Origin of the sequence: Paracidovorax citrulli (assembly GCF_900100305.1) — a bacterium.
Taxonomy (GTDB): Bacteria; Pseudomonadota; Gammaproteobacteria; order Burkholderiales; family Burkholderiaceae_C; genus Paracidovorax; species Paracidovorax citrulli.
Genome location: NZ_FNEY01000011.1, coordinates 40897 through 65827, shown reverse-complemented (window position 1 = coordinate 65827; position 24931 = coordinate 40897). Strand labels below are relative to the sequence as shown.

The window sequence follows — 24931 nt, the reverse complement described above, 5'->3', positions numbered from 1 at the left end:
AATCAGTGTTCCAATCGCGCCATGCCGGACATCGCCCTCCAACGCATCCATCGCACCCGCCTGCTGCAGATCTGGCGGTCCGCGGGCTGGCCTTGCCGCGATACGGTCGAGATCGACCTGCTCGCCGCCGGCATGCTGCGCCTGGTGCCGGAGCCGGGCGGGCACGAGGTGCTCCGCCTGACCGACGCAGGCATCGCCTGCCTGGCGCAGGCGCGGCAGCGCAGCGCGCGCGCCCTGAGCGCCCACGACCGGCTGGCGATGCGCTTCGCGGAGCAATTGCTCTCGGCGGGCCGCATCGTCTGGCGCGAGCTGTCGCTGCGCGCCGCCGTGGAAGCCCTTCCGCAGCCGTCTCCCGCGCCGCTGCCGCCGCTGTCTCCAGCGGCGCCCGGTCGCGGCGCCCCGGCCGGCCTGTGGGACGGGGAGGAGGCCCAGGACGGCGCCTGCCTGCCGCCGCCCGCGGTGGCGCGGGTGTGGCGCATGGCCCGGCCCGACCTGTTCTCGATCCGCCATACCAGCGTGCCCGCCTACCTGCAGCCCATGGTGCACGAGGTGAAGGCGAGCCGCGCCGACCTGCTCTCCGACCTGCGGCATGCGGCCAAGCGCGAGGCCTACCAGTGGCTGTGCGAGGAGTGCTACTACGTCTTCCCGGCGGGCATCGCCGAGCCAGAGGAGATTCCCGAACCCTTCGGCGTGTGGGTGCTGCACGGAGCGATCGAATCGGGCCGCTTCGAGCTGCTGCGCCCCGCGCGCCACGCCCGCTGCCCGCTGCCCTTCGCCGTCTGGATGGCGCTGTGCCGCGCCACGCCCCTGCACAGCGAAGGCGAGCCTGCCCAGGCGCTGCTGGGCGAGGAGGGCGGGGCGCCGGCCTCCGGTATGCCTGCCGATGTGCGGGCAGAGGCCGCTGCGCCGGCGCCCTCCGCCGCTCCCTGACGCGCCAGCCCATGCAGACGGCAACGGAACCGGCCACGGAGCCCGCGGACCCCGGAGCGTCCGGCGCGGACCGCGCGCAACCGTGGGGCTACACCATCGCCGTGCGCGAGCTGTGCGAGTTCACCGCCAAGCAGGGCGACCTCGATCTGCGCTTCACGCCGGCGCCCACGGCGCGGGAGGGCATGGCGGGCCATGCCGCGGTGGCGGCCCGGCGGGCGGCCGGGTCCCCCGGCTACGAGGCCGAGGTGCCGCTGGAAGGCGTGTGCGGCCTGCTGCGCGTGCGCGGCCGCGCCGACGGATTCGACGCCGTGGCGGGTCGCGTGGACGAGGTCAAGACCTTCAAGGGCCGGCTCGACCGCCAGCCGGCCGCCCACCGCGCGCTGCACTGGGCACAGGCCCGGGTGTACGGCTGGCTGCTGTGCGCCTCGCGCGGCCTGCCGGGGCTCACTGTCTCTCTGGTGTACCTGGACATCGGCACGCAGAAGGAAACCGTGCTGTCCGAAGACTGGACGGCGCAGGCGCTGCGAGCGCATTTCGAGGCGCTGTGCGGCCGCTTCGTGGACTGGGCCGCGCAGGAGGTGGCCCACCGCGCGGCGCGCGACGCCGCGTTGCGCACCCTGGCCTTCCCGTTCGCAGGGGGCTTCCGCGCAGGCCAGCGGCCCCTGTCCGAAGCCGTGTACCGGGCCGCCGCCGCCGGCCGCTGCCTGCTCGCGCAGGCGCCCACGGGCATCGGCAAGACGGTGGGCACGCTGTTCCCGCTGCTCAAGGCCGCGCCGGGCGCGGGCATCGACAAGGTCTTCTTCCTCGCGGCCAAGACCTCCGGGCGGCAGGTCGCCCTGGATGCGCTCGCCCGCATCGTCGCGGCACCGCAGGAGTCGCACCAGGCCCCTGCGGCGCCCCTGACCCTGCCCCTGCGCGTGCTGGAACTGGTGGCGCGCGAGAAGTCCTGCGAATACCCGGGCAGCGCCTGCCACGGCGACGCCTGCCCGCTCGCGCGCGGCTTCTACGACCGGCTGCCGGCCGCGCGGGCCGATGCGCTGCGCCCGCCGGCGTGCGGGGCGCCGGCACCGCTGGACCAGGCCCGCGTGCGCGATGCCGCCCTGCGCCACGGGGTGTGCCCCTACTACCTGGGCCAGGAACTCGGGCGCTGGGCCGACGTGGTGGTGGGCGATTACCACTACTACTTCGACATGGGCGGCCTGCTGCACGGCCTGGCGCAGGCCGGCCAGTGGCGCGTGGCCCTGCTGGTGGACGAAGCGCACAACCTTGTGGAGCGCGGCCGGCGCATGTACAGCGCGGAACTGCTGCCGGAATCGCTCTTGCAGGCCCGCCGCTCGGCCACCGCCGCCACCGTGCCGGCCGTGAAGAAGGCCCTGGACCGCGTGCGGCGCGGCTGGATGGCACTGGACAGGGAGCAGCCGGCCGACTACGCCGTGCTGGAGGCCTTCCCCGGCAAGCTGCTCGCGGCGCTGCAGCAGTGCTCTGTCGCGCTGGGCGAGCACTTCGCCGAGCATCCGGAGCAGATGGACGCCGCGCTGCAGACCTTCCACCTGGAAGTGCTGCAGCTGCTGCGCATGGCCGAACTGCTGGACGCGCATTCCATCGTGGACGTGAGCCGCCCCGCGCAGGGCGCGGCCCCCGTCGGTTCCGTGGTCTGCGTGCGCAACCTGGTGCCCGCGCCGTTCCTGGGGCCGCGCCTGCAGGCCGCGCAGTCGGGCACGCTGTTTTCCGCCACGCTGCAGCCCATGGACTACTACGCCGACCTGCTGGGCCTGCCGCAGGACCACGCCCGCGCCGACGTGGCCTCGCCCTTCCGTGCGGCGCAGCTGCAGGTGCACGTCGCGCGCCACATCTCCACGCGCTATGCCCACCGCGCGGCCTCGGTGCAGCCCATCGCCGACCTCATGGCGCGGCAGTTCGCGGAGCGGCCCGGCAACTACCTGGCCTTCTTCAGCAGCTACGACTACCTGCAGCAGGTGGCGCAGGTGTTCGCGCAGCGCCATCCCGGCGTGCCGCACTGGTGCCAGTCGCGCCGCATGCAGGAGGCCGGGCAGCGCGCGTTCCTGGAGCGTTTCACCGAGGATGGCGAGGGCATCGGCTTCGCGGTGCTGGGCGGCGCCTTCGCCGAGGGCATCGACCTGCCCGGCCGCCGGCTGATCGGGGCCTTCCTCTCCACCCTGGGGCTGCCGCAGGTGAACCCGGTGAACGAGCAGGTGCGCGAACGCATGGACCGGCTCTTCGGGGCGGGCTACGACTACGCCTATCTCTACCCGGGCCTGCAGAAGGTCGTGCAGGCCGCGGGCCGGGTGATCCGCACGCCGGAGGACGAGGGCGTGGTGCACCTCATCGACGACCGCTTCGCGCGCGCGCAGGTGCGGCGGCTGCTGCCCGCGTGGTGGAGCATCTGAAGCAGGGATGCCGCGGCTATTCCCCGGTGCTTACGCTCCGCTGACGAAGCACGTGACCGACCAGGGCTGGGGGTTAATGCATTACAAATATTCACGCTTTCTCCACGTTTGGGTATAACGGCGTGAACACTCGTGGAGGAGAGCGCTTTGGTTTTCAAGCAATGTGCAGCAGTCGCGCTGCTGGCATGCGCCGCGGGCGCGCACGCCTACGAGCCCCAGGCCGGTACCTGGGTCATGACATCGGAAGAGAACGGCAAACCCGGGCGGGGCCTGTCGGTGGACGTGCAGAACGGTACGCTCGTCCTGCAGATGTATGCCTACGAGAGCAGCGGCCAGCCCACTTTCTACCTCGCCGTCGGAGCCGTGGCGGACAACCGGGTCACGGCGCGCCTGAACCGGTACACCGGCGGGCGCTATTTCGGCGGCCCCGCGCTGTCCGGCACCGAGGCCGGCAGCCCGGGCGACGTGACCATCCGGTTCACGAGTGGCACGACGGGCTTCATCACTTTTCCGAACGAGCCGGAAAAGCCCATCTCCCGCTTCAACTTCGGTTACCCGCAGAAGCCTTCCAGCCTGGCCGGCATCTGGACCTTCACCTCGGTGGGCTCCGAAGGCACCCGCGCCGACGCCGTGCTGCTGGACACGCCGCTGCAGGGCTCCGTCAACGGCAATGGCCTGCTGGCGAGCAGCGACGGCCTGTTCGGCTGCGAGCACCAGGTGTCCGGTACCCTGGCGGGCAGTGTGGTGTGCGTGCGCGTCGGCAGCAGCGGCACGCTGCAGCGCGCCTACGTGATGAACTACAGCATCCACGACGGCGAGGGCTACTCGCAGGCGGCCGGCAGCAACGCGCAGCAGTTCCTGGTCGCACGCCGCGTGGCCACGGCCCGGGGCGACGGCACGGGCATCGCCCTGAAGTCGGCCGGATCCGCGGAAGGCAATGCGCCTGCCGCCTCCCTGCAGGCGGCGCTGCGCTCCCACGTGGAAGCCGTGGCCCTGCAGGCCCCCGCGCCCTGAGGCGGTGCGGCCTGGCTGGCGCGTTGCCGCTGGCATGCGCCGGCAGGCATGGCGCTCGCGGCCGCCAGGCCGCACAATCCGGTCAGGCTGCCGTGCGCGGCCGGCCTCCGGAAACGCCATGCCCTCTTCATCCATCGATCCCCTGCTCCCGCCGCAGGGCGCCCTGGCGCGCCTGTTCGCGGAAGCCGCGCTGCAGCGGCAGGGCATGCTGCTCGGCACCGACCGTGGCGGCGATACCGCCCCCTCGACCCCGGCCCCGCCACACGCGCCCGGGGCTGCCGCGCCGCCCCGACCCCTGCCGTCCACCGAACGCGTGAGCGTGTCGCCCGAGGCCCGCGCACGCGCGGATGCGGCGCTGGGCCCCGGCCCGGCCGCCGCCCCACGCCCCGGCGCTGCGGTGCCCGGCACCACAGGCCATGGCTCGCCGGGGGCGGGCCGCCCTCCGGCCGGGCTGCCCGGTCTGGCCATGCCTGCGCCGGCCGCCGGCACGGCCCCGGTGGACGGCGCGAGGGAGGCATGGCCCGCCCGCGGGGTCGGCAGCCCCATGCGCTCCCTGCTCGGCATGCTGGTGCACCGCATGGCGGAAGCCGGCGGTCCGGCCCTGCGCGTGGTGGCGGCCCAGCCCTGGACGGCGGACATGGCGCGGGCCTTGCGGGCCGCCATGTCGGCCCATGGCGGTCCGGCCGCACTGCAGACCTGGCGCGTGGGGCAGGGCCGCGTGCAGGCGGAAGGCGGCGAGCGGGGATTCGCCTTCACGCTCCAGGTGCCGTCGGCCTGGGCGGCGCGCGGCGCGGCCGCCGGGGCGGACGCGGGCCTGGCGGGTGCCGCGGCCTCCGCGGGCGCACAGGCCCTGGCCGTACCGTTCCCCGGGCGGCAGGTCCGGCTGGAATCTGGCGTGTTCGCGCTGGTGCTGCACCCGGCCCGGGACGGCCCGGGCACGCCGGGCAGGACGAGCGCGCTCCTGTCCCTGGAGTTCCAGCCGCCGCCCCAGCAGGGCCTGTACGGGCGCGAGTGGATGCAGCCCGCCCTGCGCGCCGATCCCTGGCTGCAGATGGCGGCGCTGGAGGCCAGCGGCTGGCGCCGCGAGGACGAGGAGGCCGAGGCCGCCGCGCACCGGGGCGCGGTGCCGCCCTGCGACCAGCCGGGCTGCCCCTACGAGGGTCGTGCGCCCTGCGAGCAGCCCTTCTGCCTGGCGCTGCGCGTGGAGCCCCGCCGCCCGGCCTGACCGGGCCGCGCTCCGGCAGGCGGCACGCCCCCGCAACGCGGCACATCGCCGTGCCATGGAAAAAAGCCGCCAGGCCGGGTAAGGCGCTGGCGGCTTCTTTCTGCCGTGCGTGCTCGGTGGGCGTGCACGGCGGGAGGGCCGTCGGTATTGCCGATGTCAATGCATCAGGGATACAGGCCGCGCATTTCGCGGGCGTGCAGGATGCGCTGGCAGGCCACGATGAAGGTGGCGGTGCGCAGTGTCACCTTGTGTTCCTGCGCGACGTGCCAGATGCCGGCGAAGGCTTCCTGCATGATGCGCACGAGGCGGGCGTTGATCTCGTCCTCGCTCCAGAAGAAGCTGGAGAAGTCCTGCACCCACTCGAAGTAGCTCACCGTCACGCCGCCGGCGTTGGCGATCACGTCGGGCAGCACCAGCACGCCCTTGTCGGCCAGGATGTCGTCGGCCTCGGTGGTGGTGGGGCCGTTGGCGCCCTCGATCACCAGCTTGGCCTTGATCTGGCCGGCGTTGTCCTTGGTGATCTGGTTTTCCAGCGCGGCGGGGATGAGGATCTCGCAGTCCACGCCCCAGAAGTCTTCCTTCGCCATCGCTTCGGCGCCGGCGAAGCCGCCCACGCCGCCGGTCTGCTTGACGTGTGCCAGCAGGGCGGGCACGTCCAGGCCGTTCTTGTTCAGGATGGTGCCCGTGTGGTCCTGCACGGCCACGACCTTGGCGCCCGCCTCGGCGAAGAGCTTGCCGGCGATGCCGCCCACGTTGCCGAAGCCCTGCACGGCCACGCGCGCGCCCTCGACGGGCAGGCCGGTGAGCTTGGCGGCTTCGACGCCCACGGTGTACACGCCGCGGCCGGTGGCTTCCACGCGGCCCAGCGAGCCGCCCAGGTCCACGGGCTTGCCGGTGACCACGCCGGTGGCGGTGGCGCCCACGTTCATCGAGTACGTGTCCATCATCCAGGCCATGATCTGGCCGTTGGTGTTCACGTCAGGTGCGGGGATGTCCTTGGAGGGGCCGATGAGCAGGCCGATCTCGCTGGTGTAGCGGCGGGTGAGGCGCTCGAGCTCGCCGCGCGAGAGCTTCTTGGGATCGACGCGGATGCCGCCCTTGGCGCCGCCGTAGGGCACGTTCACGGCCGCGTTCTTCACCGACATCCAGGCCGACAGGGCCATCACCTCGGACAGCGTCACGTCCTGGTGGAAGCGCACGCCGCCCTTGCCGGGGCCGCGGCTCAGGTTGTGCTGCACGCGGTAGCCCTCGAAGTGGGCGATGGTGCCGTTGTCCAGCTCGATGGGCACGTCCACGACCAGGATGCGCTTGGGACGCTTGAGCGTCTCCACCCAGCGCGCGAGGCCGCCGAGGTACGGCGTGACGCGGTCCACCTGTTGCAGGTAGTTGCCCCAGGGACCGAGATGGTCGGCCTGGAGATAGGAAGGCACGGGATGTTGGACGAGGGTGCCGGCGGTGTTCGACATGCGGATGTTTCCCTTGGGTATAGGAGGTAGGGTCAGGCCAGCGACTGTATGCCCGGCCCTCCGGGCTGTCCAAGGCCTGAGTGTTTCCGGGTTATGCGGCAGATGCATAACCGGGCTCCGCATCGCCTGCCCGGATCACTGCTTCACGAAGCTCTTGAGCCAATCCAGGGTGGGATTGAGTTCCCAGCCGCTGTTGCCGTACAGGTAGCCGGAGTCCACCAGCAGGCCGGTGCACTGGGTGCCGTAGTAACCCCCGTAGCCCATGAAGCAATGGTCGGCATACCCATCCTGCACTTCGCTGTCCTTGACGATGTACCAGCCGCTGCCGTTCCTGCCGCCGCAGGACTGCGCGCCGGGACAGGTCAAGCCGGTCACCAGCGTGGCCGAGTCGCGGGCGATGCTCTCGTTGCCGCCGACGAACATGTCGTGCTCGCCATTGATGATGCGCAACCGGTCGCTGGGCAGCGAGTGGTTGCCGTTGGCGATGCAGCTGCTGAGGTTGTAGTAGGGGCTGTAGGTCGCGCCGGTACCCTGGCCGAAGGATGCCACGACCCGGCTGTCATAGTCGTGCGCAAGCACCGAAATGATGGAGCCCTGGCTCAGGCCGCCGGTCACCACGCCCTTGGAGCAGTCTGCCTTGCCGCGCGAACAGACCTGGGCGATGGCGCTCTGGAGATTCCGGGCATCGAAGATCGCCCTGGCCCGGCTGCCGATCACGCTGCAGTCGCCGAAGCTGCTGTTGTCGTACTGGACGGAAGCGGCCACGAAACCCTTGGCGGCCGCCGTGTTCACCGCGGCGAGAGACCAATTGCTCTGGTAGGGCTCGCCGGTGCCGCTGATGTGGATGTACACCGGGTACCGGCCCGCGGCGGCGGGCTCCTGGCCGCTGATGCCATAGGTGGTGCCATAGCTGCTGTAGGACATGCTGAAACCGGTGGTGTCCGCCGCCGAGGCGGGGCCGCCGATCGAGCCTGCGATGAGCAGGCCCAGCCATGGCAGGAACGAGCGGAACAGGGTCTTGCGTGCACGACGTTGCATGGTGGATACCTCCGGTGTTGCCGATGCGTGGTTGGACGGATGGCGTGGGCCGTATGGATGAGTTACCTATGAAAATACCCAACAACAACGCGGCGGTGTGATTATTTTTGTTTATGCAAATATTTGCTTCCGGTTGCTCCTTGCCTGACCGTTCCCGGCGCAGCCTGCATGGCGGCCGAATCATTCGATCGTGAAACGCGCCAGCGCCGGATCGCCCGCGGGATAGCGCAGGTCGAGCTTGCGCAGCACCTCGCGCAGCACGGTGGCGATCATCAGGTTGCGGTGGGTCTTGGAGTCGGCCGGCACGATGGTCCATGGCGCCCAGGGCGTGTGCGTGGCGGCCAGCAGCGTGGCGTAGGCGCGCTGGTAGTCGTCCCACTGCCTGCGGGCCGCGATGTCGCCCATCTCGAATTTCCAGTGCTTGGCCGGGTCGTCCAGCCGGGCCTGCAGGCGTTCGCGCTGCTCTTCCTTGCTGATGTGCAGCATGAACTTGACGATCACCGTGCCGGTCTCGGCCAGCATGCGCTCGAAGTCGTTGATGTGCGCCAGGCGCTGGGCGTGCTGCTCCGGCGTGATCCAGCCCTGCACCACGGGCACCAGCACGTCCTCGTAGTGGCTGCGGTTGAAGACCACGGTCTCGCCGGCCGCCGGCACCTGGGCGTGGATGCGCCAGAGGTAGTCGTGCGCGCGCTCGGCCTCGGTGGGGGCCTTCCAGCCCACGGCGCGCACGCCCAGGGCGCTCATGCGGCCGAACACGCCGCGGACGGTGCCGTCCTTGCCCGAGGTGTCGGTGCCCTGCAGCAGCACCAGCAGCTTGTAGCGGCGGTCGGCGTAGAACAGGTTCTGCAGGCCGTCCAGCTCTTCGGCCAGGGCCTCCACGGCGGCCTTGTCCATGGCTTTCTCGCCGGAGGAAAACGGCTTGGCGCCGGGGTCGAAGCGCTCCAGGGGCAGTGGGGCGGGCAGGCCCTTGCGGAGGGCGGGGAGGCTGGCGAACTCCTTCGGCTGCCAGCCGGCCCATTGGCGGGCCAGGGCGGGGTCGATGCGGGAGAAGGGCGGGGCGAATTCCATCGGTGGGTGTCTCCTGGGCGATGGGCCACTGTACCCCGCTCCCCGCGTGCCCTGCCGTGGGAAAACGCGCCACTGCCGGGCTGTGCTTCCCTGCCGTTACTGCGGCTGCGCCACGTGCACCCCTGGCCGCCGGCCACCGTTCCAGCGCCCGTCCAGCGCGCGCTCGATCTGCGCTGCCAGCTGCAGCAGCAGGCCGTCGTGGCCCTGCCGCGCCTGGGCGTGGATGCCGAAGGGCAGGCCGTGGTCCTGCGTGCCCATGGGCAGCGAGATGGCCGGGATGCCGCAGAGGTTGGACAGCGGCGTGTACGCGAAGAACCGCCAGAGGTTGTCGAACCAGTCCAGCACGTCGGGGTTGCCGCTGGTGGTGAGGTATTCGGTGGTGCCCACGGGCGGCGTGGGCCGCGCGGTGATGGGCGTGAGGAGGATGTCCCAGTCCTCGAAGAACGCGCCGAAGCCGCGCGCCGTGGTGTTGAACACGGCCTGCATGCGGTGGCGCTCGGCGTAGGGCAGTCCGCGGCCCGCCTCCCAGATGCGGATGTTGATGGGCTCGATCAGGTCGGCGGGCAGGCGCTCCAGGCCGCGCCGCTCCAGCAGGCCGTTGATGACCTGGGCGAAGTTGCTGATGTAGCAGGTGGTCTGGGCGCGGAAGGCGGCGCGCAGGTCCACCTGCGGCAGCGCCCACTCCACCTGGTGGCCCAGGCCTTCGAGGAAGCGGCCCGCCTTTTCCAGTTCCGCCACGATGGCGGGCGTGGCGCGGTAGTCGCCCCATTCGTGCGAGAGGGCGATGCGCAGCCGGGCCGGGTCGCGCCGGATCAGTTCCGTGTAGGGCTCGGGCGCCGTCCAGTAGGGCATGAACTCGCCCGGCGCGCCGCCGCGGCAGGCATCGACGAAGGCCGCCGTGTCGCGCACCGTGCGGCTGTGGCAGCCCTGGGTGGAGACGTAGCCCGTGATGTCCGAGGCATGGGGCGCGATGGAGAACACGCCGCGCGAAGGCTTGAGGCCGATGTTGCCGTTGAAGCCCGCGGGGATGCGGATGGAGCCGCCGCCGTCGGTGGCATGCGACATCGGCACCACGCCCGCCGCCACGATGGCCGCCGTGCCGGCGGACGAGCCGCAGGTGGTGTAGCCGGTGTTCCAGGGGTTCCGCGTGACATAGACGGCCGGGTTCTCGGCCGAGCTGCACACGCCGAATTCCGGGGTGGTGGTGCGGCCCATCAGGTTCAGGCCCGCGCGGCGCATCTGCTGCGCGAGCCAGGCGTCTTCGGTGGGGCGGTGGCCGCGCATGAAGAGCGAGCCCTGTTCCTGCAGCCGCCCGGCCAGGGTGGGGCCGAGGTCCTTCATGAAGAAGGGTACGCCGGCCAGCGGGCCGCCGGCCTGCATGCCGGCCTGCTGCGGATCGGCCACCGCATCGGCGAAGACCTCGACCACCGCGCTCAGGGCGGGATTGACCTTCGCCACGCCGGCCGCCGCCTGGGCGGCCAGTTCGACGGGTGTCACCTCGCCCTGGCGCACCAGTCCGGCCAGCCCCACCGCGTCGTGCGCGGCCCATTCGTCCCAACCCATCGCCAAGCCCATGTGCAAGCCTTCCGTTCGCGTCGTACGCCGGCAAGGTTACCGCGCATCGCGCGCAGGGCCCCCACCGGCGCCGCCTGGGACGGCCGCCCTGCAGGCTGCCTGGGGCTCAGAACTTGACCTGCACCCCCGCCACCACCTGCCGCCCCATGCCCGGGATGACCGCGATCGCGTTCCACGAGGCGGCGGCGTAGTGCTTGTCGAACAGGTTGTGGATGTCCAGCGTGAGCCGGGTGCGCGGGTCGATCTGCCAGTAGCCCGTGAGGCGTGCCGTGGTGTAGGCGGGCAGCCGGTAGGTGTCGGTGGCGGTGCCGGTGCGCTCGCCCACGTGCACCAGGCCCGCGCCCACGCCGTAGCGTCCGCCCGAGGCCAGGCGGTCTTCGCGGATGGCGAACAGGCCGGCGCTCACGCGCGGGACGCCCAGCAGGCGCTTGCCCACGAGGGCAGGATTGTTGTCGCGCAGCACCTCGGTGTCGGTGAAGGCGGCATTGGCCGTCAGGCGCCAGTGCGCGTCCAGCTTGCCCGCCACGTCGGCCTCGATGCCGCGGCTGCGCACTTCGCCCGCCGCCACGCTGAAATTGCCGTTGGCGGGGTCGCGCGTGAGCACGTTGGTCTTGCGGATGTCGAACACGGCCATCGAGGCGTTCAGGCGCTGGTCGGGCGATTGCCACTTGGCGCCGGCCTCCCAGGCCTTGCCCTCCTGCGGATCGAAGGAATTGCCTGCGGCGTCGGTGCCGGCATTGGGCCGGAACGAACGGCCGTAGGACACGTACACCGAGCTGTCCGGCGTCACCATGTAGCTCAGGCCCACGCGCGGCGTGGCCGAGGAATGCTGCTGGTTCTGGCGCGCATTCGTCATCCAGTTGACGAAATCCTCGTGGAAGCGGTCGAAGCGCAGGCCGGCCATCAGCTTCCAGCGCGGCGTCAGGTCGATCTGGTCCTGCAGGAACAGGCCGGTGGCGCGCAGGCGGTCGTCCTGCAGGTAGCCCTGCACCAGCGGGCCGCGCGGCACGGTGCCATAGACCGGATCGTAGATGTCGATCGGGTATTTCTGCGCGGAATAGCGGATGTCCTGCCCCATGTAGAGGCGCCAGGACTCCAGGCCGGCCAGCACGGTGTGGCGCAGGCTGCCGGTGCTGAACTTGCCTTCCAGCTCGGCCTGCACCGACACGTCGCGCGAGGGCAGGGTGCGCCAGCTGTCGGTGCGCGACAGCGTGCGGCCGTTGGCCGCGAGCAGCCCGATCTGGCCCGTGCCGAAGTCCACGGCATTGCCGTGGAACTCGGTTTCGCGATAAGTGCCGCCCAGGCGCGTGCGCCAGCCGCCGCCCAGGTCGTGGTCCAGCGTGACCTGGTGCGTGTCGCCGTTCACGTGCAGGTTGCCGCGGTCGGGCTCCTGCAGGAAGCGGTCGGCGGGCAGGGCCAGGGCGTTGCCGTTCACCTGCACCACGCCCCGGTCCAGCGGGGTGCGGATGCGGATGATCTCCGCCTCGTACTGCAGCACCGTATCGGCGCCCAGCGTCCAGGCGAAGGCGGGGGCGACCACGTACTTGCGGTTGTCCACGAGGCCCGTGCGGCTGGCGCCGTCCTCGGCCGCCACGTTCAGCCGGTAGGCCAGGTTCTGCGTGGCCGGGCCGGTCAGGTCCAGCGTGGCGCGGCGCATGCCCAGCGTGCCGATCTGCAGGCCGGCGGTGCGCGCGGCGGTGAACTGCGGCTTCTTGGTGACCACGTTGAGCGTGCCGCCGGGCTCGCTGCTGCCGTAGAGCGCGGCGGCCGGGCCCTTGAGGAACTCCACCCGCTCGATGGTGGCCGCGTCGCGTTGCGGGCCGTAGCCGCGGCCGGAGGCGAAGCCGTTCAGCAGCGAGCCGCCTTCGGTGTTGCTGAAGCCGCGGATCGCATAGTTGTCCCAGGTACCGCCGAAGTCGTTCATGCGGGTCACGCCGCTCACGAAGTCCACCGTATCGGCCAGGCGCCTGGCCCCCAGGTCTTCGATCAACTGGCGCGGCACCACGCGCACGGCCTGCGGCGTCTCGATCAGGGGCGTGTCGGTGCGCGTGGCCGCGGTCTGGCGCTGCGCGCCCTGGTAGCCGGAGCCGTCGGTGGCATCCTGCACGCGCACTTCCTGCAGCGTGGCGGTGGGGGCCGCAGGGGCCGTGGCGGCCTCCTGCGCGTGGGCCACGTGCTGGGCGGAAAGGCTGGCGGCGAGTGCCAGCACGGCCCGCGCCAGCGGGGCGCGGCGGGGCATGGCGGGGCGCGAATTGGCCGCGGCCACGGCGGCCGGTGTGGAAAGCGACGAGAAAGCGGGCATGTGCAGCAGGGCCGGAGGGAGCTCCGGCGCGGGAAGTGACGAGAAAGGACGGAGCGGATCAGCGCGCAACGGTGCGCGGCTCGGCCTTGAAGGCGCCGAACTGTAACATCAAGTTGAGAACCACTCTCATTCTCTGTCGCATTACCGCGACGCTGCCCCGGGGCTGCACGCCCGGGCCGCCGGACTCACTTGAGGGGGTTCTCGGGTTCCTTGCCCGTCAGCGCCTTGTCCTTGCGGCAGACCGACAGGGGCTGCGCACGTGCCGAGAAAATGTGGGTCACTTCCCGCGTATCGGCGCGGGCGCTCAGTTTCAGGCAGGCGCAGCCGTAGCCCGCGCTGCCGGCGCCGGTCGCCACCCAGCGCGCCTTGGGAAACGTCGGCCAGTCGCCTTCGGCCTGGTGGCCTCCCTGCATGCCGATGGTCCATTCCCCGTCCTTGTCCGCCAGGGTCGCGTTGCCCGGCGTCGGGTTGTCGAACCAGCCGCAGCGCGTGGTCGTATCGGGCGGCATCGCGGCGGTGGCGATCTGGCAGGCACCCAGCCACAGCAGGGCATGGAGGACGCGGGCCGTCACCGGGCCGCGCAGGGTCGTCGGGGGATTGCAGCGTGTCATGGCGTGGCGGTGGCTGGTGTGGGTGTGGACGTGGTGGCGGCACCGCCGTCCCTGGTCCCCATCTTGGCACCCTTGGTGAGCGGGGAGACGTCCCCGGCCGCCGTGACCGAGAACTGGTCGCCGTCCTGCCCGGTGATGCGCGCCCCGCCATCCGGCAGCAGCTTGACCTTGACGGGCTCGTGGTACTGCCGCCCCTTGCCGTGGCCGATCTCGGCCACGGGTGCCATGGTCATCAGCCAATTCTTCTGCTTGAGGACGACGGGCTGCCGGTTCTTGTCCGGCAGCGGCTGCCCTTTCTTGTGGGTCGCCACCTTGGTGACCGTGACCGGCGACGTGGTCTCCCACATCACGGTGGCGAGCATGTAGGCGGCCTGGCGCACGTCGTTGATGTTCGTGTCGCGTTCGATCATGCCGAGCAGGGTCAGCATGTCGGGAATGGCTGCTGCGTTGTACCCGCCGCTGGTGCCGAACTGGCGGGTGAACTCCTCCTGGAAAACGACCCGGTCATAGGGGCCTGTATGGTGGTAGTTGATTTTCTGCGGCGCAGGCATGACCCATCCGTGGAATGGAAACGCCCCAGTCTAGGGTGCTGGTCCGTGCCTTTGTTTTGCCGGATGTAATTTCTGCAAACCGGTACCACCTCCACCTCCACCGCCGCGGCCCGCGGGGGCCTGCGCGGCCTGCCGCAACCACTCCACGAAGCGCCGTGCGCCCAGGCCCTGCGGCCGCTCCTTGGACCACACCACGTCCACCCACAGCTCCACGCCGTTGCTGAGGTTGTCGAACGGCATTTCCATCAGCGTGCCGGCCTGGATGCCGGGCTCCACCAGTTCGCGCGGCTGCCAGCCCCAGCCCAGCCCGGCCTCGATCAGGCGGAGCGCGGCCAGGTGGTTGTCGGTGCGCCAGTGGTGGCGCGCGAAGACGAAGCGCGGATCGGTCTGGGCCAGGTCGCGCCCGGCCACGACGATCTGGCGCGTGGTGGTCAGGTGGGCCTCGCTGAGCGGTGCGCCCGCGGCGGCCTGCATCACGGGGTGCTGCGGCGCGATGACCGCCACCAGCGTTTCACTGCCCACTTCCTGGAAGCCCTCGCGCCCGTCCAGGCTGGACCGCTCGAACACCAGCGCCAGCTGCGCCCGGCCGGCGTGCAGCAAAGCCATGGCGTCGGCCTGCGGGGCGGCCAGCACTTCCGCCTGCAGTTGGGGATATTCCGCGGTCAGCGCGGCCAGCGCATCGGTCCAGGGGCCGGTGAGCAGCTCGGGTGCGATGGCGATGGTCAGGCGCTCTTCCAGTCCCTGCGTGAGCGCCAGGGCCTGCGCATTGAGCTGCCGCAGCTGCGCGGCCAGCAGCCGCGCCTGCGGCTCCAGGGCCCGCGCGGCGGCCGTGGGCTGCGGCTCGCGTCCACCGCGATCGAAGAGCCGCACGTCCAGCTCCGCCTCCAGGTGGGCGATGGTCATGCTGACGGCCGAGGGCACGCGCGAAAGTGCCCGCGCCGCGGCGGAGAAAGAGCCGTGGTCCAGCACGGCGAGGAACACATTCACGCTGTCGGAAGAAAACGCCATGGCTCCGATGTATCAGAAAAACTGAAAGAAGCTGACTTTATATATCAGCCTCTGGAACATAAAGTGGCCCGCATGCTGTCCACTTCCGCCCCTTCCGTTGCCCGTTCCTCCGGCCTGCAGGGCCCCCTGCGCCGCGTGGTCTATGTCACGCTCTACGAACTCATCGCCATCGCGTTCGCCACGTTCGGGATGATGTGGGCCACCGGCCAGGGCGCGGGCCATTCGGGCGCCGTGGCCGCGATCGCCTCGGGCATCGCCATCGTGTGGAACGTGGCGTTCAACTGGGCGTTCGAGCGCTGGGAATCTCGCCAGGCAGTGCGCGGGCGCAGCATGGCGCGGCGCGTGGCGCACGCGATCGGCTTCGAGGGCGGCCTGGCGATGGTCCTCGTGCCCGTGCTGGCCTGGTGGTTCGGCATCGGGCTGTGGGAAGCCTTCGTGATGGACATGGGCCTGCTGCTGTTCTTCCTGGGCTACACCTTCGTCTTCAACTGGGTGTTCGACCGCGTGTTCGGCCTGCCGGCCTCGGCGCGCCACTGAGCGGCTGCGTCTCGCGCCCGGGTTCGGGTTCGGGGTGGCCTGCGGCGGCGGCATGCCACCACCGCAGGCAGCCGGCGCCGCCGCGGCTTTGCGAAGTCTGGCACGGCAGAGCGGTGAACTGGTCGGGAGCACCGGGTGGCCCCTGCAGCGAAATCAAGGAGGAGGCGAAGCCGGGGGACATTCGCGGAAGGGGCTGCCCGGGACTCCCGACCCGCGCGCAACTCCGGTGCCGGCAGCTACGGCCCGCCCTGCCACCCTGGGGCATCGGTGCCGTCAGCGCCCGCTCGACGAATAATCGCTCTCGACCCACGCCAGCGCGCTGCCCTGGCTGAGCTTGAAGTTCGCCTCCACGCGCGCCTCGCCCAGCAGCTGGCCGGAAGCGTCATGCGCCGTCAGCATCGCGTACGGATATTCCTCGTCCGGCACGATGCGCAGCGCCACCCGGACGAGGTCCGCGCCGGAACCCACGGTCACCTCCTTGTGCAGCTGCGCATGCAACTGCTGCTCGTGGCGGCGCAGCACTTCGGAGGCGGTCTTGACCAGCGTGTGGAAGGCGGTCACGTCCAGCGGCTTGGGATTCTTCTTGTCGCGGCCCATCGTCCACGGGCCCACCAGCGCCGGCTCCGATTCGCCGCGCAGCGTCATGGACACGGCCCAGCCGTCGTCGTCTTCGTTCTTGATCACCTCGGCCGTCCAGCGTCCGTCGCTCCACAGGCGCGCTTCCTGGATGGGCGCTTCGGAGGTATCGGGAGATGCCTCTGCGGTCTTCTGCATGGGGGAGTCGTTCATCACCGCATTGTCCGGCACGCTGCCGGACGGCGGGCAGCGGTGGCCGTGGCGCCCACGATGGGCCGCAGCCGCGCCACGAACTCCCGCGCTGCCGCGCTGCGCGACGCATCCCGGCGCCACAGCACGCCCGCGCGGCGCACGGTGGCGGGCTCGGTCAGCGTGATCGCGCGCATGTCCGGCCCGGCCTGGCCGGCCGCGCGCTCGGCCGCGATGGTGGCCAGCGGCCCGCCGCGGCAGGCGTGCAGCAGCGCGTCCACCGATTCCATCTCCACCCGCACCACGGGCACCACGCCGGCCTGGGCGAAGGCCGCGTCGATCATGCGGCGCGTGGCGAAGCTCCGGGGCAGCAGCGCCAGCGGCACGCCGGCCAGCTCGCGCGTGCGCAAGGTGCGGCGGCGCGCCAGCGCGTGGCCCGCGTGCACCACCAGTTGCAGGCGCTCCTCGAACAGCGGCTCGGCCTCGATCTCCTCGCGGTGCGCGGGGTGGAAGGAGATGCCCACGTCCAGCCGGCCGGCAATGAGCTGCTCTTCGATCGGGCCGCCGCGCAGGTCGCGCACCACCACCTGCACGCCGGGGTAGTCCGCGCTGAAGGCGGCCACCACGTCCGGCACCAGGTGGGTCAGGAAGGTGGGGATCACGCCCACCGTGAGCGTGCCCGCCTGCAGCCCTGCCATGTCGGCCAGCGCCATGCGGCCGGCCTCCAGTTCCTGCAGCGCACGCGCCGCGTGGCTGCGGAAGGCCATGCCTGCCTGCGAGAGCTTCAGCCCCCGTCCCAGCCGGTCGAACAGGGGCAGCCCCAGTTCGGCCTCCAGCTGCCGCAGGCCGTGCGACAGGGTGGACTGGGTGACGAAGAGCGCGTCGGCCGATTGCGTGAGGTGCTCGGTCTCGGCCACGCTCAGGAAGTAGCGCAACTGGCGCAATTCCATGGCGGCTCCTGGGGAATGGGTGGAACGGGTGAATGGCAGGTGTGCATTATCGTTCGATGGCATCGAATGAATCGTGTCATATATACCATTGGATCGCAGGCTTTCTCCGGGATAAGGTGCAGCCATGACCGCAATCCCCTCCGCCGGCCTGCGCATCGAGCGCATCGAGGCGAGCATCCTCGACATCCCCACCATCCGGCCGCACAAGTTCTCGTTCGGAGCGATCCACCGCCAGAGCCCGGTGGTGGTGCAGCTGTGGCTGGCGGACGGCGCCTGCGGCTTCGGCGAGGCCGCCACCATCGGCGGCCCCTCGTGGAACGAGGAATCGCCCGAGACCATCCTGCACGCCATCACGCAGTACCTCGGCCCCGCCGTGGCCGGGCAGGACGCGGGCCGCTTCGAGCAACTGCTGGCGCGCATGGACGCCGTCTGCAAGGGCAATCGCTTCGCCAAGAGCGCCGTGGAAATGGCCGCCATCGACGCCGTGGCCCGCTCCCTGGGCCTGCCCGCCTGGCAGCTGCTGGGCGGCAAGCAGCACGAAAGCCTGCCCCTGGCCTGGACGCTCGCCAGCGGCGATTCCGCCCGCGACGTGGAAGAGGCCGAGCGCATGCTGGAGGCCCGCCGCCACCGCATCTTCAAGCTCAAGATCGGCGCGCGCGCCCCGCAGGACGACGTGGCCCATGTCACCCGCATCGCCCGCGGCCTGGACGGGCGCGCCGGCATGACCGTGGACATCAACCAGGCCTGGGACGGCAACACCGCGCGCCGCTACGTGCCGCAGCTCATCGATGCGGGCGTGAGCCTGATCGAGCAGCCCGTCGCGCAATGGAACGTGGAGGCCCTGCGCCAGCTCACCGCCGGCCTGCCCGCCGGCGCGCTGGTGATGGCCGACGAAACCGTCTGCACGCCGCAGGACGCCATGCTGCTGGCGCGGCAGGGCGCCTGCCATGTCTTCTCCCTGAAAGTCGCCAAGCACGGCGGCCTGCTGCGCACCCGCGCAGTCGCCGCCGTGGCCGAGGCCGCGGACATCGGCTGGTACGGCGGCACCATGCTGGAAACGTCGCTGGGCAGTGCCGCATCGGCCCACGTTTTCGCCACGCTGCCCGGCACGCACCACAACTGCGAGCTGTTCGGCCCGCAACTGCTGGTGGACGACATCGTCGCCACGCCCATGACCGTGCGCGACTTCGCGCTGCAATTGCCCGATGGCCCCGGCTTCGGCGTGGAGGTGCTGCCCGAAGCACTGCGCCGTTTCGACCGCGCCCGCGAAGGCCTCGCGCCCGTGCACGTGGACATGGGCCGCCAGGCCGCCGCCCCGGCCGCGGAGCCGGCGCCTGCCGCCCCCTCTGCCTGACGCCTGCGCCACCCCTTCATCCATCCAACCCTCATCGAACCTCAGAATCCGGAGACAAGCACCATGCCATCCATCCGCGCCCACGCACTGCCGTCCGCCCATGCCCCCACGCGCCGCCGCGTCCTGGCCCTTGCGGCCGGTGGCGCGGTCGCTGCCGCGGCCGCCCTGGCGGGCGTGCTGCCCGCGCCGGCCCATGCGCAGCAGGCCGACGCCGCCGCCTGGCCCGCCAAGCCCGTCCGCTGGGTCGTCCCGTTCCCGCCCGGCGGCGCCATGGACGTCATCGCCCGCACCCTGGGCGAGCGCGCCGGCCGCACCCTGGGCCAGCCCTTCGTGATCGAGAACCGCCCCGGCGCGGGCGGCAACATCGGCGCGGACGCCGTGGCCAAGTCGCCGGCCGACGGATACACGATCATGATCACCTCCATCGGCATGGCCACCAACAAGGCGCTCTACGCCAGGCTGAGCTACGACCCGGTGAAGGACTTCGCGCCCGTCAGCCTGCTGGCCATCGTGCCCAACGTGCTCGTCGTCAACGCCAACAGCCCCGACAGGACGGTGGCCGACGTGATCGCGCACGCCAAGCGCGAGCCCGGCAAGCTCACCTACGCCTCGGCCGGCAACGGCACCTCCATCCACCTGGCCGGCGAGGTGTTCGCCTCCATGGCCAAACTCAACCTGCTGCACGTGCCCTACAAGGGCAGCGGCCCGGCCATGACCGACATGCTGGGCGGGCAGGTGGACCTGATGTTCGACAGCATCACCTCCGCCGCCCCGCACATCCAGTCCGGCAAGCTGCGCGCCCTGGGCGTCACCAGCGCCAGGCGCTCGGCCACGCTGCCGGGCGTGCCCACCATCGCCGAGGCCGGCGTGCCCGGCTACGAGGTCTCGCCCTGGTTCGCCGTGTTCGCCCCGGCCGGCACGCCCGCGCCCATCGTGCAGAAGCTCAACGCCGCCCTGCTGGACGCCATGAAGCAGCCGGAAACCAGAGCCCGCTTCGACGCCATCGGCGCCGAGCCCATCGGCAGCACGCCCGCGCAGCTGGCGACGCACCTGGACAAGGAAATGGCGCGGTGGGGCGCGCTGATCAAGGACCGCAACATCCGGATGGATTGAGGCGGCAGGTCTGGAGGAGGTTGTGCTCGCCAACCCGGGCGAAGCACTCGCCCGTCAGCCGAATGGTTGCATTTCACAGTCCGTGCCGCGCTGCGTAGAGTCGCCGCAATTTTGTATCTGGACGATGAAATGCATATCACCCATGCGGTGGCCCACCACAGGAACATGAACGCTGCCCGCGAGGGCGGAGCTGCCGTGCAGGCGCCCGCTGCCCGTGCAAAGAGCGCGTCCCACGGCAACGCCATGCCGTTGACACCTGGCAGGAAGAACCTGGCCGAGGCCCAGGCGCCCGGCATCCGCCCGAGGAAAGGCATCCTGGACATCGCGGCGGGCAAGCCGAGGACGTTGGGCGGAGGGCATTTTCAAAGTGCCGGGTCCAGCTCCTCGTCGGGAGGCTGCAAGCTTGTAGTTCCCTATATTCCCCAGAATGGGACGAGAGGGTGCTGGGAAGCCACCATGAACATGCTGCGGGCTTACTTCGGGCAACCGCCTCTCGACAAGGGACAACTTGCCTACCTGTACGATGCGGAAGGCGTGCCCAAGGAGCTGAATGGGCCACTGGATTACGCGACGAGAAACCGCAAGGCCAAGCTCAAGAACATCCCTGTTCCTGCAGGCAAGTCCTGGGATGCCGACAAGATCAGGGCCCTGCTCGATCAGCATGGCCCGCTGGAGGCCCGCATCGAGTCTCCCAACGATGAACTGGTTGCCCATGCCATCGTGCTCACGGGCATCGACGAAGACGGAGACGTCATCTGCCATGACCCGGAACTGGGCCCGGGGCAGAAGGTGTCCATTGCAATGCTCAATGCGGCCTTTGACTGGTCGAGCCACCGGATGGCGTTGACGGCGTACGGCGGGTAAACACTGCGCTTCTTGGCGGCCACTGCAAGACCGGACGCGGACCTCTATCCACGCCCGGTCTTTGCCCTCAAGGCAGGCTCAGGTCCATCCCGAGATGCCTGGCCAGCGCGAACGTCAACCACAGCACCACGGCAAGCGCCAGCAGGAAGGCGGCACCGAGCTTGCAGGTGGCCAGCAGCAGCGCGCGCCTGTCCATCTTCCTCCCGCTCTGGTCGTAATGCCACTTGATGGCGAAGAACATGCACGTGCCGAACACGAGCACCTTGAACACAATGAAGACTACGGGGATCCAATCGATCATCTGGGGAGCTTCCGGGCGGGTGGCCTGACACGGTGCATGGGGGGAGGCGGCAGGGCGAGAATGCGGGGATGCCGCCGCCGCCCGCTCCGGGAGGATGGTACGCAGAAGCAATATCCCATGCATCCACGGCCGACACCGCCATTCATTCCAGCCATGCAAGATGCGCAGGGCCGGCAACCTGCTCCAGCCATCCCGCGGGCAGCGGGCCCGGCGTGAGGTGGACCTGCCAGCGTCCGGCGCGCGCGGCGGCGATGGCTTCAGGGCCGACCGGGGCGGACCATTCGCAGCTCTGCGCGGCCTGGCGGTCCCAGGCGGCCTGGTCGTGGGCGAGGATGTCGATGGGGTGGCCATCGTTGGCATGGGGCAGGGCAGGAAGCGCTTTCAGAAGGTTGTCACGCGCTCGCACCGCGGCCCTGCCGGAATGGTCCTGGTCGAGATTCCATGCGACCGGGCTCTGCACTGGCCACATCCACCCCCGCCTGGAACACCCGCGTGAAGTCGCAGCACGACTGCGCCAGCATGATCACCGACGCCACCAGGGCGCTGCGCTGCTCCCCTCGCACCATCGCCACATAGGGCACGGGCGGCAGCGGTGGCTGCACCTCGATCTCGGCCAGCATGCCGGCGGCGACCAGGGGGGCGAGGCAGTGGCGGGGCAGGTAGCTCACGCCCAGGCCGGAGATGGTGAGGCCGGCCAGGGCGATCAGGTTGCTGACCACCAGGGTGTCCGCGGGCTCCACGCCGCGCTCGCGCATCCAGCCGTCGTAGATGCGGCCGGTGCCGGAGGCATTGCCCTGCACCAGCAGGCGGTGGGCGGCCAGGTCGTGCAGGCGCACGGGGCGGCCGGGGGCGGGGGACTGCACGAGGCCGGGGCGGCACATCCAGGCGCTCTCGACCTGGCCCACGGGCTTGGCGGGCAGGCGGCTGTCGGTGAAGGCGTCGGGCACGATGACGAGGTCCAGCGCGTCGGCCAGCAGCTTGTCGCGCAGGGGCAGGCTGCCGTCCACGTCGGGCTCCAGCGTGACCTTGGGGTAGTGGGCGCGCACCAGGCCCACCAGGCGCGGCAGCCAGGTCATGGCGGTGAGCTCCGTCACGCCGATGCGCAGGCGCCGTTCGATCACCCCGGGCTTGCCGAACTGCTCCACCGCCGCATCGCGCTCGCGCAGCAGCTTGCGCGCCAGCATGAACATCTCCTCGCCTTTTTCCGTCAGGCGCGCGCTGCGCTGGCTCCGGTCGAACAGGGCGGTGTCGAAGACCTGTTCCAGCTCGTGCACCCGCTTGGAGATGGCGGACTGCGTGGTGTGCAGCTTGCGGGCGGCGGGCGCGAAGCCGCCGAGCTGGCCGATCCAGTACAGGGCTTCCAGTTGCTTGAAGGTCATCATGGCGGGTGTCGATTCATCGCTTTTATTCATGCGATTCGAGCACAAAAAATCGCTTTTCGGGAAATAACGCGGCTTTCACAATGGGATGCATCCCGGCCGTGGCGCTGACCGCCCACGGCTTTTCCTCCGTCCGCAGCCGCCTTCATCCAGGAGTGCCCGCCATGACCTCTCGCCGCCTTTTCTCGTCCTCCTCCCTGGTCGCCGTGCTGGGCGCCTGCCTGCTGGCCCACGGCGCCGCCGCCAGCGCGCAGGAGATCGACACGCTGGCACGCATCAAGCAGACCGGTGTGATCCACATCGGCAACCGCGACAGCTCGATTCCGTTCTCCTACAGCCCCAAGGGCGGCGGCGATCCGGTGGGCTTTTCCAACGACATCTGCCTGAAGATCGTCGAGGCGGTGAAAGCGAAGCTGGGCCTGCCGGCGCTGCGCGTGCAATACACGCTGCTCAATTCGCTCAACCGCATCCCGCTGATGCAGAACGGCACGGTGGACCTGGATTGCGCCACCACCACCAATTCCGTGGTGCGCCAGCAGATGGTGGCGTTCGCGCCCAGCCATTTCGTGGCGGGCATCACCGTGGCGGTGAAAAAGAATTCGGGCATCAATTCCCTGTCGGATCTCGCGGGCAAGACGGTGGCCACCGTGGCCGGCAGCACCTCGGTGCAACTGCTGCGCACCTACAAGCGGGCCGAAGCGCTGGACGTGCGTGAACTGAGCGGCAAGGACACGGCCGATGCCTTCCTGCTGCTGGCCAACGGCCGGGCCGACGCCTATGTGCTGGACGACGTGCAACTGGCCGGCCTCATCGCCTCCTCGCCCAACCCGGGCGAGTACCGCATGCTGCGCGACGTGGTGCTGCGCCAGGAGCCCTACGGCATCATGTTCCGCAAGAACGATCCGCAGTTCGAGGCACTGGTGGACGAGACCGTCACCCAGCTCATGAAGAGCGGCGAGATGGAGCGCCTCTACGCCCGCTGGTTCACCCAGCCGATTCCGCCCAACAACGTGAACCTGAACTTCCCGATGACGGACGCCGTGCGCGAGGCCTACCGCAACCCCAGCAAGAAGGGCGTGTGATGGCTGGCCACGACGCGATTTCGGCCCGCTACCCGCAGGGCCTGCTGTTCCCGGAGGCGGTGATGCGCGAGGTGCGCGGCCGCTTCCTGCAGGTGGACCACGACCACGCGGGGCGCCCGCGGCTGTATTTCGACAACGCGGGCGGCTCCTTCCGCCTGAAGGCGGCGGTGGAGCGCTTCGCGCAGATCGACGCCGTGCCCGACAACACCGAGCGCATCCACCCCGTCGCGCGCGAGCTGCAGGCCATCCAGGCCACGGGCACCGACGACCTGCGCATGATGCTCAATGCCGAGGGCGGCAGCGTGCATGCCGCGCTCACCGCATCGGGCGCCATGTTCGAGATGGTGCGTGCCATCGCGCTGAACGTGCCGGGCACCAACATGGTCACCACGGTGCTGGAGCACCCCTCGTCCTACGACGCCATGGAGCGCTATGCGCGCGAGACCGGCCGCGAACTGCGCGTGGCGCCCAGCAATCCGGCCACGGGCGGGGTGGACGTGGACGCCATCGTGCGGCTGGTGGACGAAGGCACGACGCTGCTGAACGTGATCTACGCCTCCAACATCTCCGGCGCCAAGCTGGACCTGGAGCGCATCGTGGCCGCGGCCCGCGCCGTGAAGCCCGACCTCTACATCGTGGTGGATGCCGTGCAGCACGCCCCCCACGGCCTGATCGACCTGCAGAAGACGCCGGTGGACGGCATCAATCTCGCGCCCTACAAGTTCTTCGGCTGCCGGGGATCGGGCCTGGCCTGGCTGTCGGACCGCGCGGCCGCGCTGCCGCACCACAAGCTCTCGGCCAAGCCGGAGGGCTTCTGGGACCTGGGCAGTTCCTCGCCCTGGCAGTTCGCCGTGGTGACCGAGATCGCCGACTACGTCTGCTGGCTGGGCTGCCAGGCCCTGAAGGAACTGCCGGAGCTGGCCGCCGTGCTGGACGCGGGCGCGGATGCCGGCGAGCCGCCGCGCCGGGCCCTGTTCGCGGCCGGCATCGAACGCATCATGCTGCACGAGCGCGGCCTGCTGGCGCGCCTGCTGGACGGCGACGGCGCGGCCCGCCCCGGCCTGCGCGGCATGCCCGGCGTGCAGGTGTTCCTGGACCACCCGGACCTCACCCTGCGCGACCTCATCATCGCCATCGGCATCGACGGGGTGGACTGCACCCGGGCCGTGCACGAATACGGCCTGCGCGGCGTGACGGTCTATGAGCGCAGCGTGGCGAGCCTGTATTCGCGGCGCATGCTCGAATCCTTCGGCCTCGCCGGCGCGGTGCGCGTATCGCCGCTGCACTGCCATACGGCACAGGACGTGGATGCGTTCCTGCGGGTGACGGAAGACATCGTGCGGGTGCATGCGGCGCTCGCCACCCGCGAGGCCGCGGCCCTGTAGCGCGC

The 24931-nt window shown here is 70.6% G+C and carries 22 protein-coding genes and 1 pseudogene; 10 read left to right on the top strand and 13 right to left on the bottom strand.

What is annotated here, in order from left to right; genetic code table 11:
- Positions 1 to 21: 21 nt before the first annotated feature.
- From BLR99_RS09620 to BLR99_RS09605, 4 genes are all read left to right on the top strand, one after another.
- Positions 22 to 930 (top strand): hypothetical protein, encoded by a 909-nt coding sequence (locus BLR99_RS09620; protein WP_011793374.1) that lies wholly within the window; start codon positions 22 to 24, stop codon positions 928 to 930.
- 11 nt (positions 931 to 941) lie between these two features.
- On the top strand, positions 942 to 3338 hold the full coding sequence (locus BLR99_RS09615) for an ATP-dependent DNA helicase (protein WP_011793375.1): 2397 nt from the start codon (positions 942 to 944) through the stop codon (positions 3336 to 3338).
- Between the two features lie 147 nt (positions 3339 to 3485).
- The gene (locus BLR99_RS09610; RefSeq protein WP_011793376.1) at positions 3486 to 4352 is read left to right on the top strand and encodes a hypothetical protein; all 867 of its coding nucleotides are present in this window, start codon (positions 3486 to 3488) and stop codon (positions 4350 to 4352) included.
- A gap of 118 nt (positions 4353 to 4470) precedes the next feature.
- On the top strand, positions 4471 to 5577 hold the full coding sequence (locus tag BLR99_RS09605; RefSeq protein WP_011793377.1) for a hypothetical protein: 1107 nt from the start codon (positions 4471 to 4473) through the stop codon (positions 5575 to 5577).
- 164 nt (positions 5578 to 5741) lie between these two features.
- On the opposite strand, the gene BLR99_RS09600 is transcribed toward BLR99_RS09605, so the two are convergent.
- The 8 genes from BLR99_RS09600 to BLR99_RS09565 all read right to left on the bottom strand — a co-directional run bounded on the left by BLR99_RS09600 (position 5742) and on the right by BLR99_RS09565 (position 15196).
- Complete coding sequence (locus tag BLR99_RS09600; RefSeq protein WP_046059878.1) at positions 5742 to 7043, bottom strand: Glu/Leu/Phe/Val family dehydrogenase; 1302 nt, start codon at positions 7041 to 7043, stop codon at positions 5742 to 5744.
- Between the two features lie 135 nt (positions 7044 to 7178).
- A complete protein-coding gene (locus BLR99_RS09595; protein ID WP_011793379.1) occupies positions 7179 to 8081 on the bottom strand; it encodes a hypothetical protein in 903 nt (300 codons plus the stop codon).
- A gap of 180 nt (positions 8082 to 8261) precedes the next feature.
- Positions 8262 to 9149: a PPK2 family polyphosphate kinase gene (locus tag BLR99_RS09590; protein WP_017438819.1), complete on the bottom strand. Its 888-nt coding sequence runs from the start codon at positions 9147 to 9149 to the stop codon at positions 8262 to 8264.
- Between the two features lie 96 nt (positions 9150 to 9245).
- Entirely contained in the window at positions 9246 to 10724 is a 1479-nt protein-coding gene (locus BLR99_RS09585; protein ID WP_017438818.1) for an amidase, read from the bottom strand.
- A gap of 106 nt (positions 10725 to 10830) precedes the next feature.
- The gene (locus BLR99_RS09580) at positions 10831 to 12963 is read right to left on the bottom strand and encodes a TonB-dependent siderophore receptor (RefSeq protein ID WP_048857504.1); all 2133 of its coding nucleotides are present in this window, start codon (positions 12961 to 12963) and stop codon (positions 10831 to 10833) included.
- Positions 12964 to 13211: 248 nt separating this feature from the next.
- A complete protein-coding gene (locus BLR99_RS09575; protein WP_017439995.1) occupies positions 13212 to 13637 on the bottom strand; it encodes a DUF4087 domain-containing protein in 426 nt (141 codons plus the stop codon).
- Positions 13634 to 14188 carry a hypothetical protein gene (locus tag BLR99_RS09570; protein ID WP_017439994.1) on the bottom strand — a complete coding sequence of 185 codons (555 nt, stop codon included), beginning with the start codon at positions 14186 to 14188 and terminating at the stop codon, positions 13634 to 13636. The genes BLR99_RS09575 and BLR99_RS09570 overlap by 4 nt, the downstream gene beginning before the upstream one ends.
- 30 nt (positions 14189 to 14218) lie before the next feature.
- Positions 14219 to 15196, bottom strand: a complete 978-nt coding sequence (locus BLR99_RS09565) for a LysR family transcriptional regulator (RefSeq protein ID WP_046059879.1) — start codon at positions 15194 to 15196, stop codon at positions 14219 to 14221.
- Between the two features lie 72 nt (positions 15197 to 15268).
- Here BLR99_RS09565 and BLR99_RS09560 point away from each other — a divergent pair, with 72 nt between their 5' ends.
- Entirely contained in the window at positions 15269 to 15733 is a 465-nt protein-coding gene (locus BLR99_RS09560) for a PACE efflux transporter (protein ID WP_011793386.1), read from the top strand.
- 273 nt (positions 15734 to 16006) lie between these two features.
- On the opposite strand, the gene BLR99_RS09555 is transcribed toward BLR99_RS09560, so the two are convergent.
- Positions 16007 to 16522 (bottom strand): hypothetical protein, encoded by a 516-nt coding sequence (locus tag BLR99_RS09555; RefSeq protein WP_011793387.1) that lies wholly within the window; start codon positions 16520 to 16522, stop codon positions 16007 to 16009.
- Complete coding sequence (cynR, locus tag BLR99_RS09550) at positions 16522 to 17448, bottom strand: transcriptional regulator CynR (RefSeq protein ID WP_074687110.1); 927 nt, start codon at positions 17446 to 17448, stop codon at positions 16522 to 16524. Before cynR ends, BLR99_RS09555 begins: the two co-directional genes overlap by 1 nt.
- A gap of 124 nt (positions 17449 to 17572) precedes the next feature.
- On the opposite strand from cynR, the gene BLR99_RS09545 reads away from it, so the two are divergent.
- From BLR99_RS09545 to BLR99_RS09535, 3 genes are all read left to right on the top strand, one after another.
- Positions 17573 to 18802, top strand: a complete 1230-nt coding sequence (locus BLR99_RS09545; RefSeq protein ID WP_046059881.1) for a muconate/chloromuconate family cycloisomerase — start codon at positions 17573 to 17575, stop codon at positions 18800 to 18802.
- Positions 18803 to 18865: 63 nt separating this feature from the next.
- Positions 18866 to 19915 carry a tripartite tricarboxylate transporter substrate binding protein gene (locus tag BLR99_RS09540; protein ID WP_233427222.1) on the top strand — a complete coding sequence of 350 codons (1050 nt, stop codon included), beginning with the start codon at positions 18866 to 18868 and terminating at the stop codon, positions 19913 to 19915.
- A 129-nt stretch (positions 19916 to 20044) separates the two neighbouring features.
- Positions 20045 to 20779: a papain-like cysteine protease family protein gene (locus tag BLR99_RS09535; RefSeq protein ID WP_048857487.1), complete on the top strand. Its 735-nt coding sequence runs from the start codon at positions 20045 to 20047 to the stop codon at positions 20777 to 20779.
- 67 nt (positions 20780 to 20846) lie between these two features.
- Here BLR99_RS09535 and BLR99_RS09530 read toward each other — a convergent pair whose 3' ends face one another.
- The 3 genes and pseudogenes from BLR99_RS09530 to BLR99_RS09520 form a co-directional block, all read right to left on the bottom strand.
- Positions 20847 to 21080: a hypothetical protein gene (locus BLR99_RS09530; protein ID WP_017439256.1), complete on the bottom strand. Its 234-nt coding sequence runs from the start codon at positions 21078 to 21080 to the stop codon at positions 20847 to 20849.
- A 169-nt stretch (positions 21081 to 21249) separates the two neighbouring features.
- Positions 21250 to 21447, bottom strand: a pseudogene (locus BLR99_RS09525) (hypothetical protein); the annotation flags it as partial.
- Positions 21448 to 21472: 25 nt separating this feature from the next.
- Complete coding sequence (locus tag BLR99_RS09520) at positions 21473 to 22459, bottom strand: LysR family transcriptional regulator (RefSeq protein ID WP_233427224.1); 987 nt, start codon at positions 22457 to 22459, stop codon at positions 21473 to 21475.
- 164 nt (positions 22460 to 22623) lie between these two features.
- On the opposite strand from BLR99_RS09520, the gene BLR99_RS09515 reads away from it, so the two are divergent.
- Together BLR99_RS09515 and BLR99_RS09510 are read left to right on the top strand one after the other, a co-directional pair.
- The gene (locus tag BLR99_RS09515; RefSeq protein WP_011793394.1) at positions 22624 to 23541 is read left to right on the top strand and encodes an amino acid ABC transporter substrate-binding protein; all 918 of its coding nucleotides are present in this window, start codon (positions 22624 to 22626) and stop codon (positions 23539 to 23541) included.
- Positions 23541 to 24926, top strand: a complete 1386-nt coding sequence (locus tag BLR99_RS09510; RefSeq protein WP_074687108.1) for an aminotransferase class V-fold PLP-dependent enzyme — start codon at positions 23541 to 23543, stop codon at positions 24924 to 24926. The genes BLR99_RS09515 and BLR99_RS09510 overlap by 1 nt, the downstream gene beginning before the upstream one ends.
- Positions 24927 to 24931: the final 5 nt, after the last annotated feature.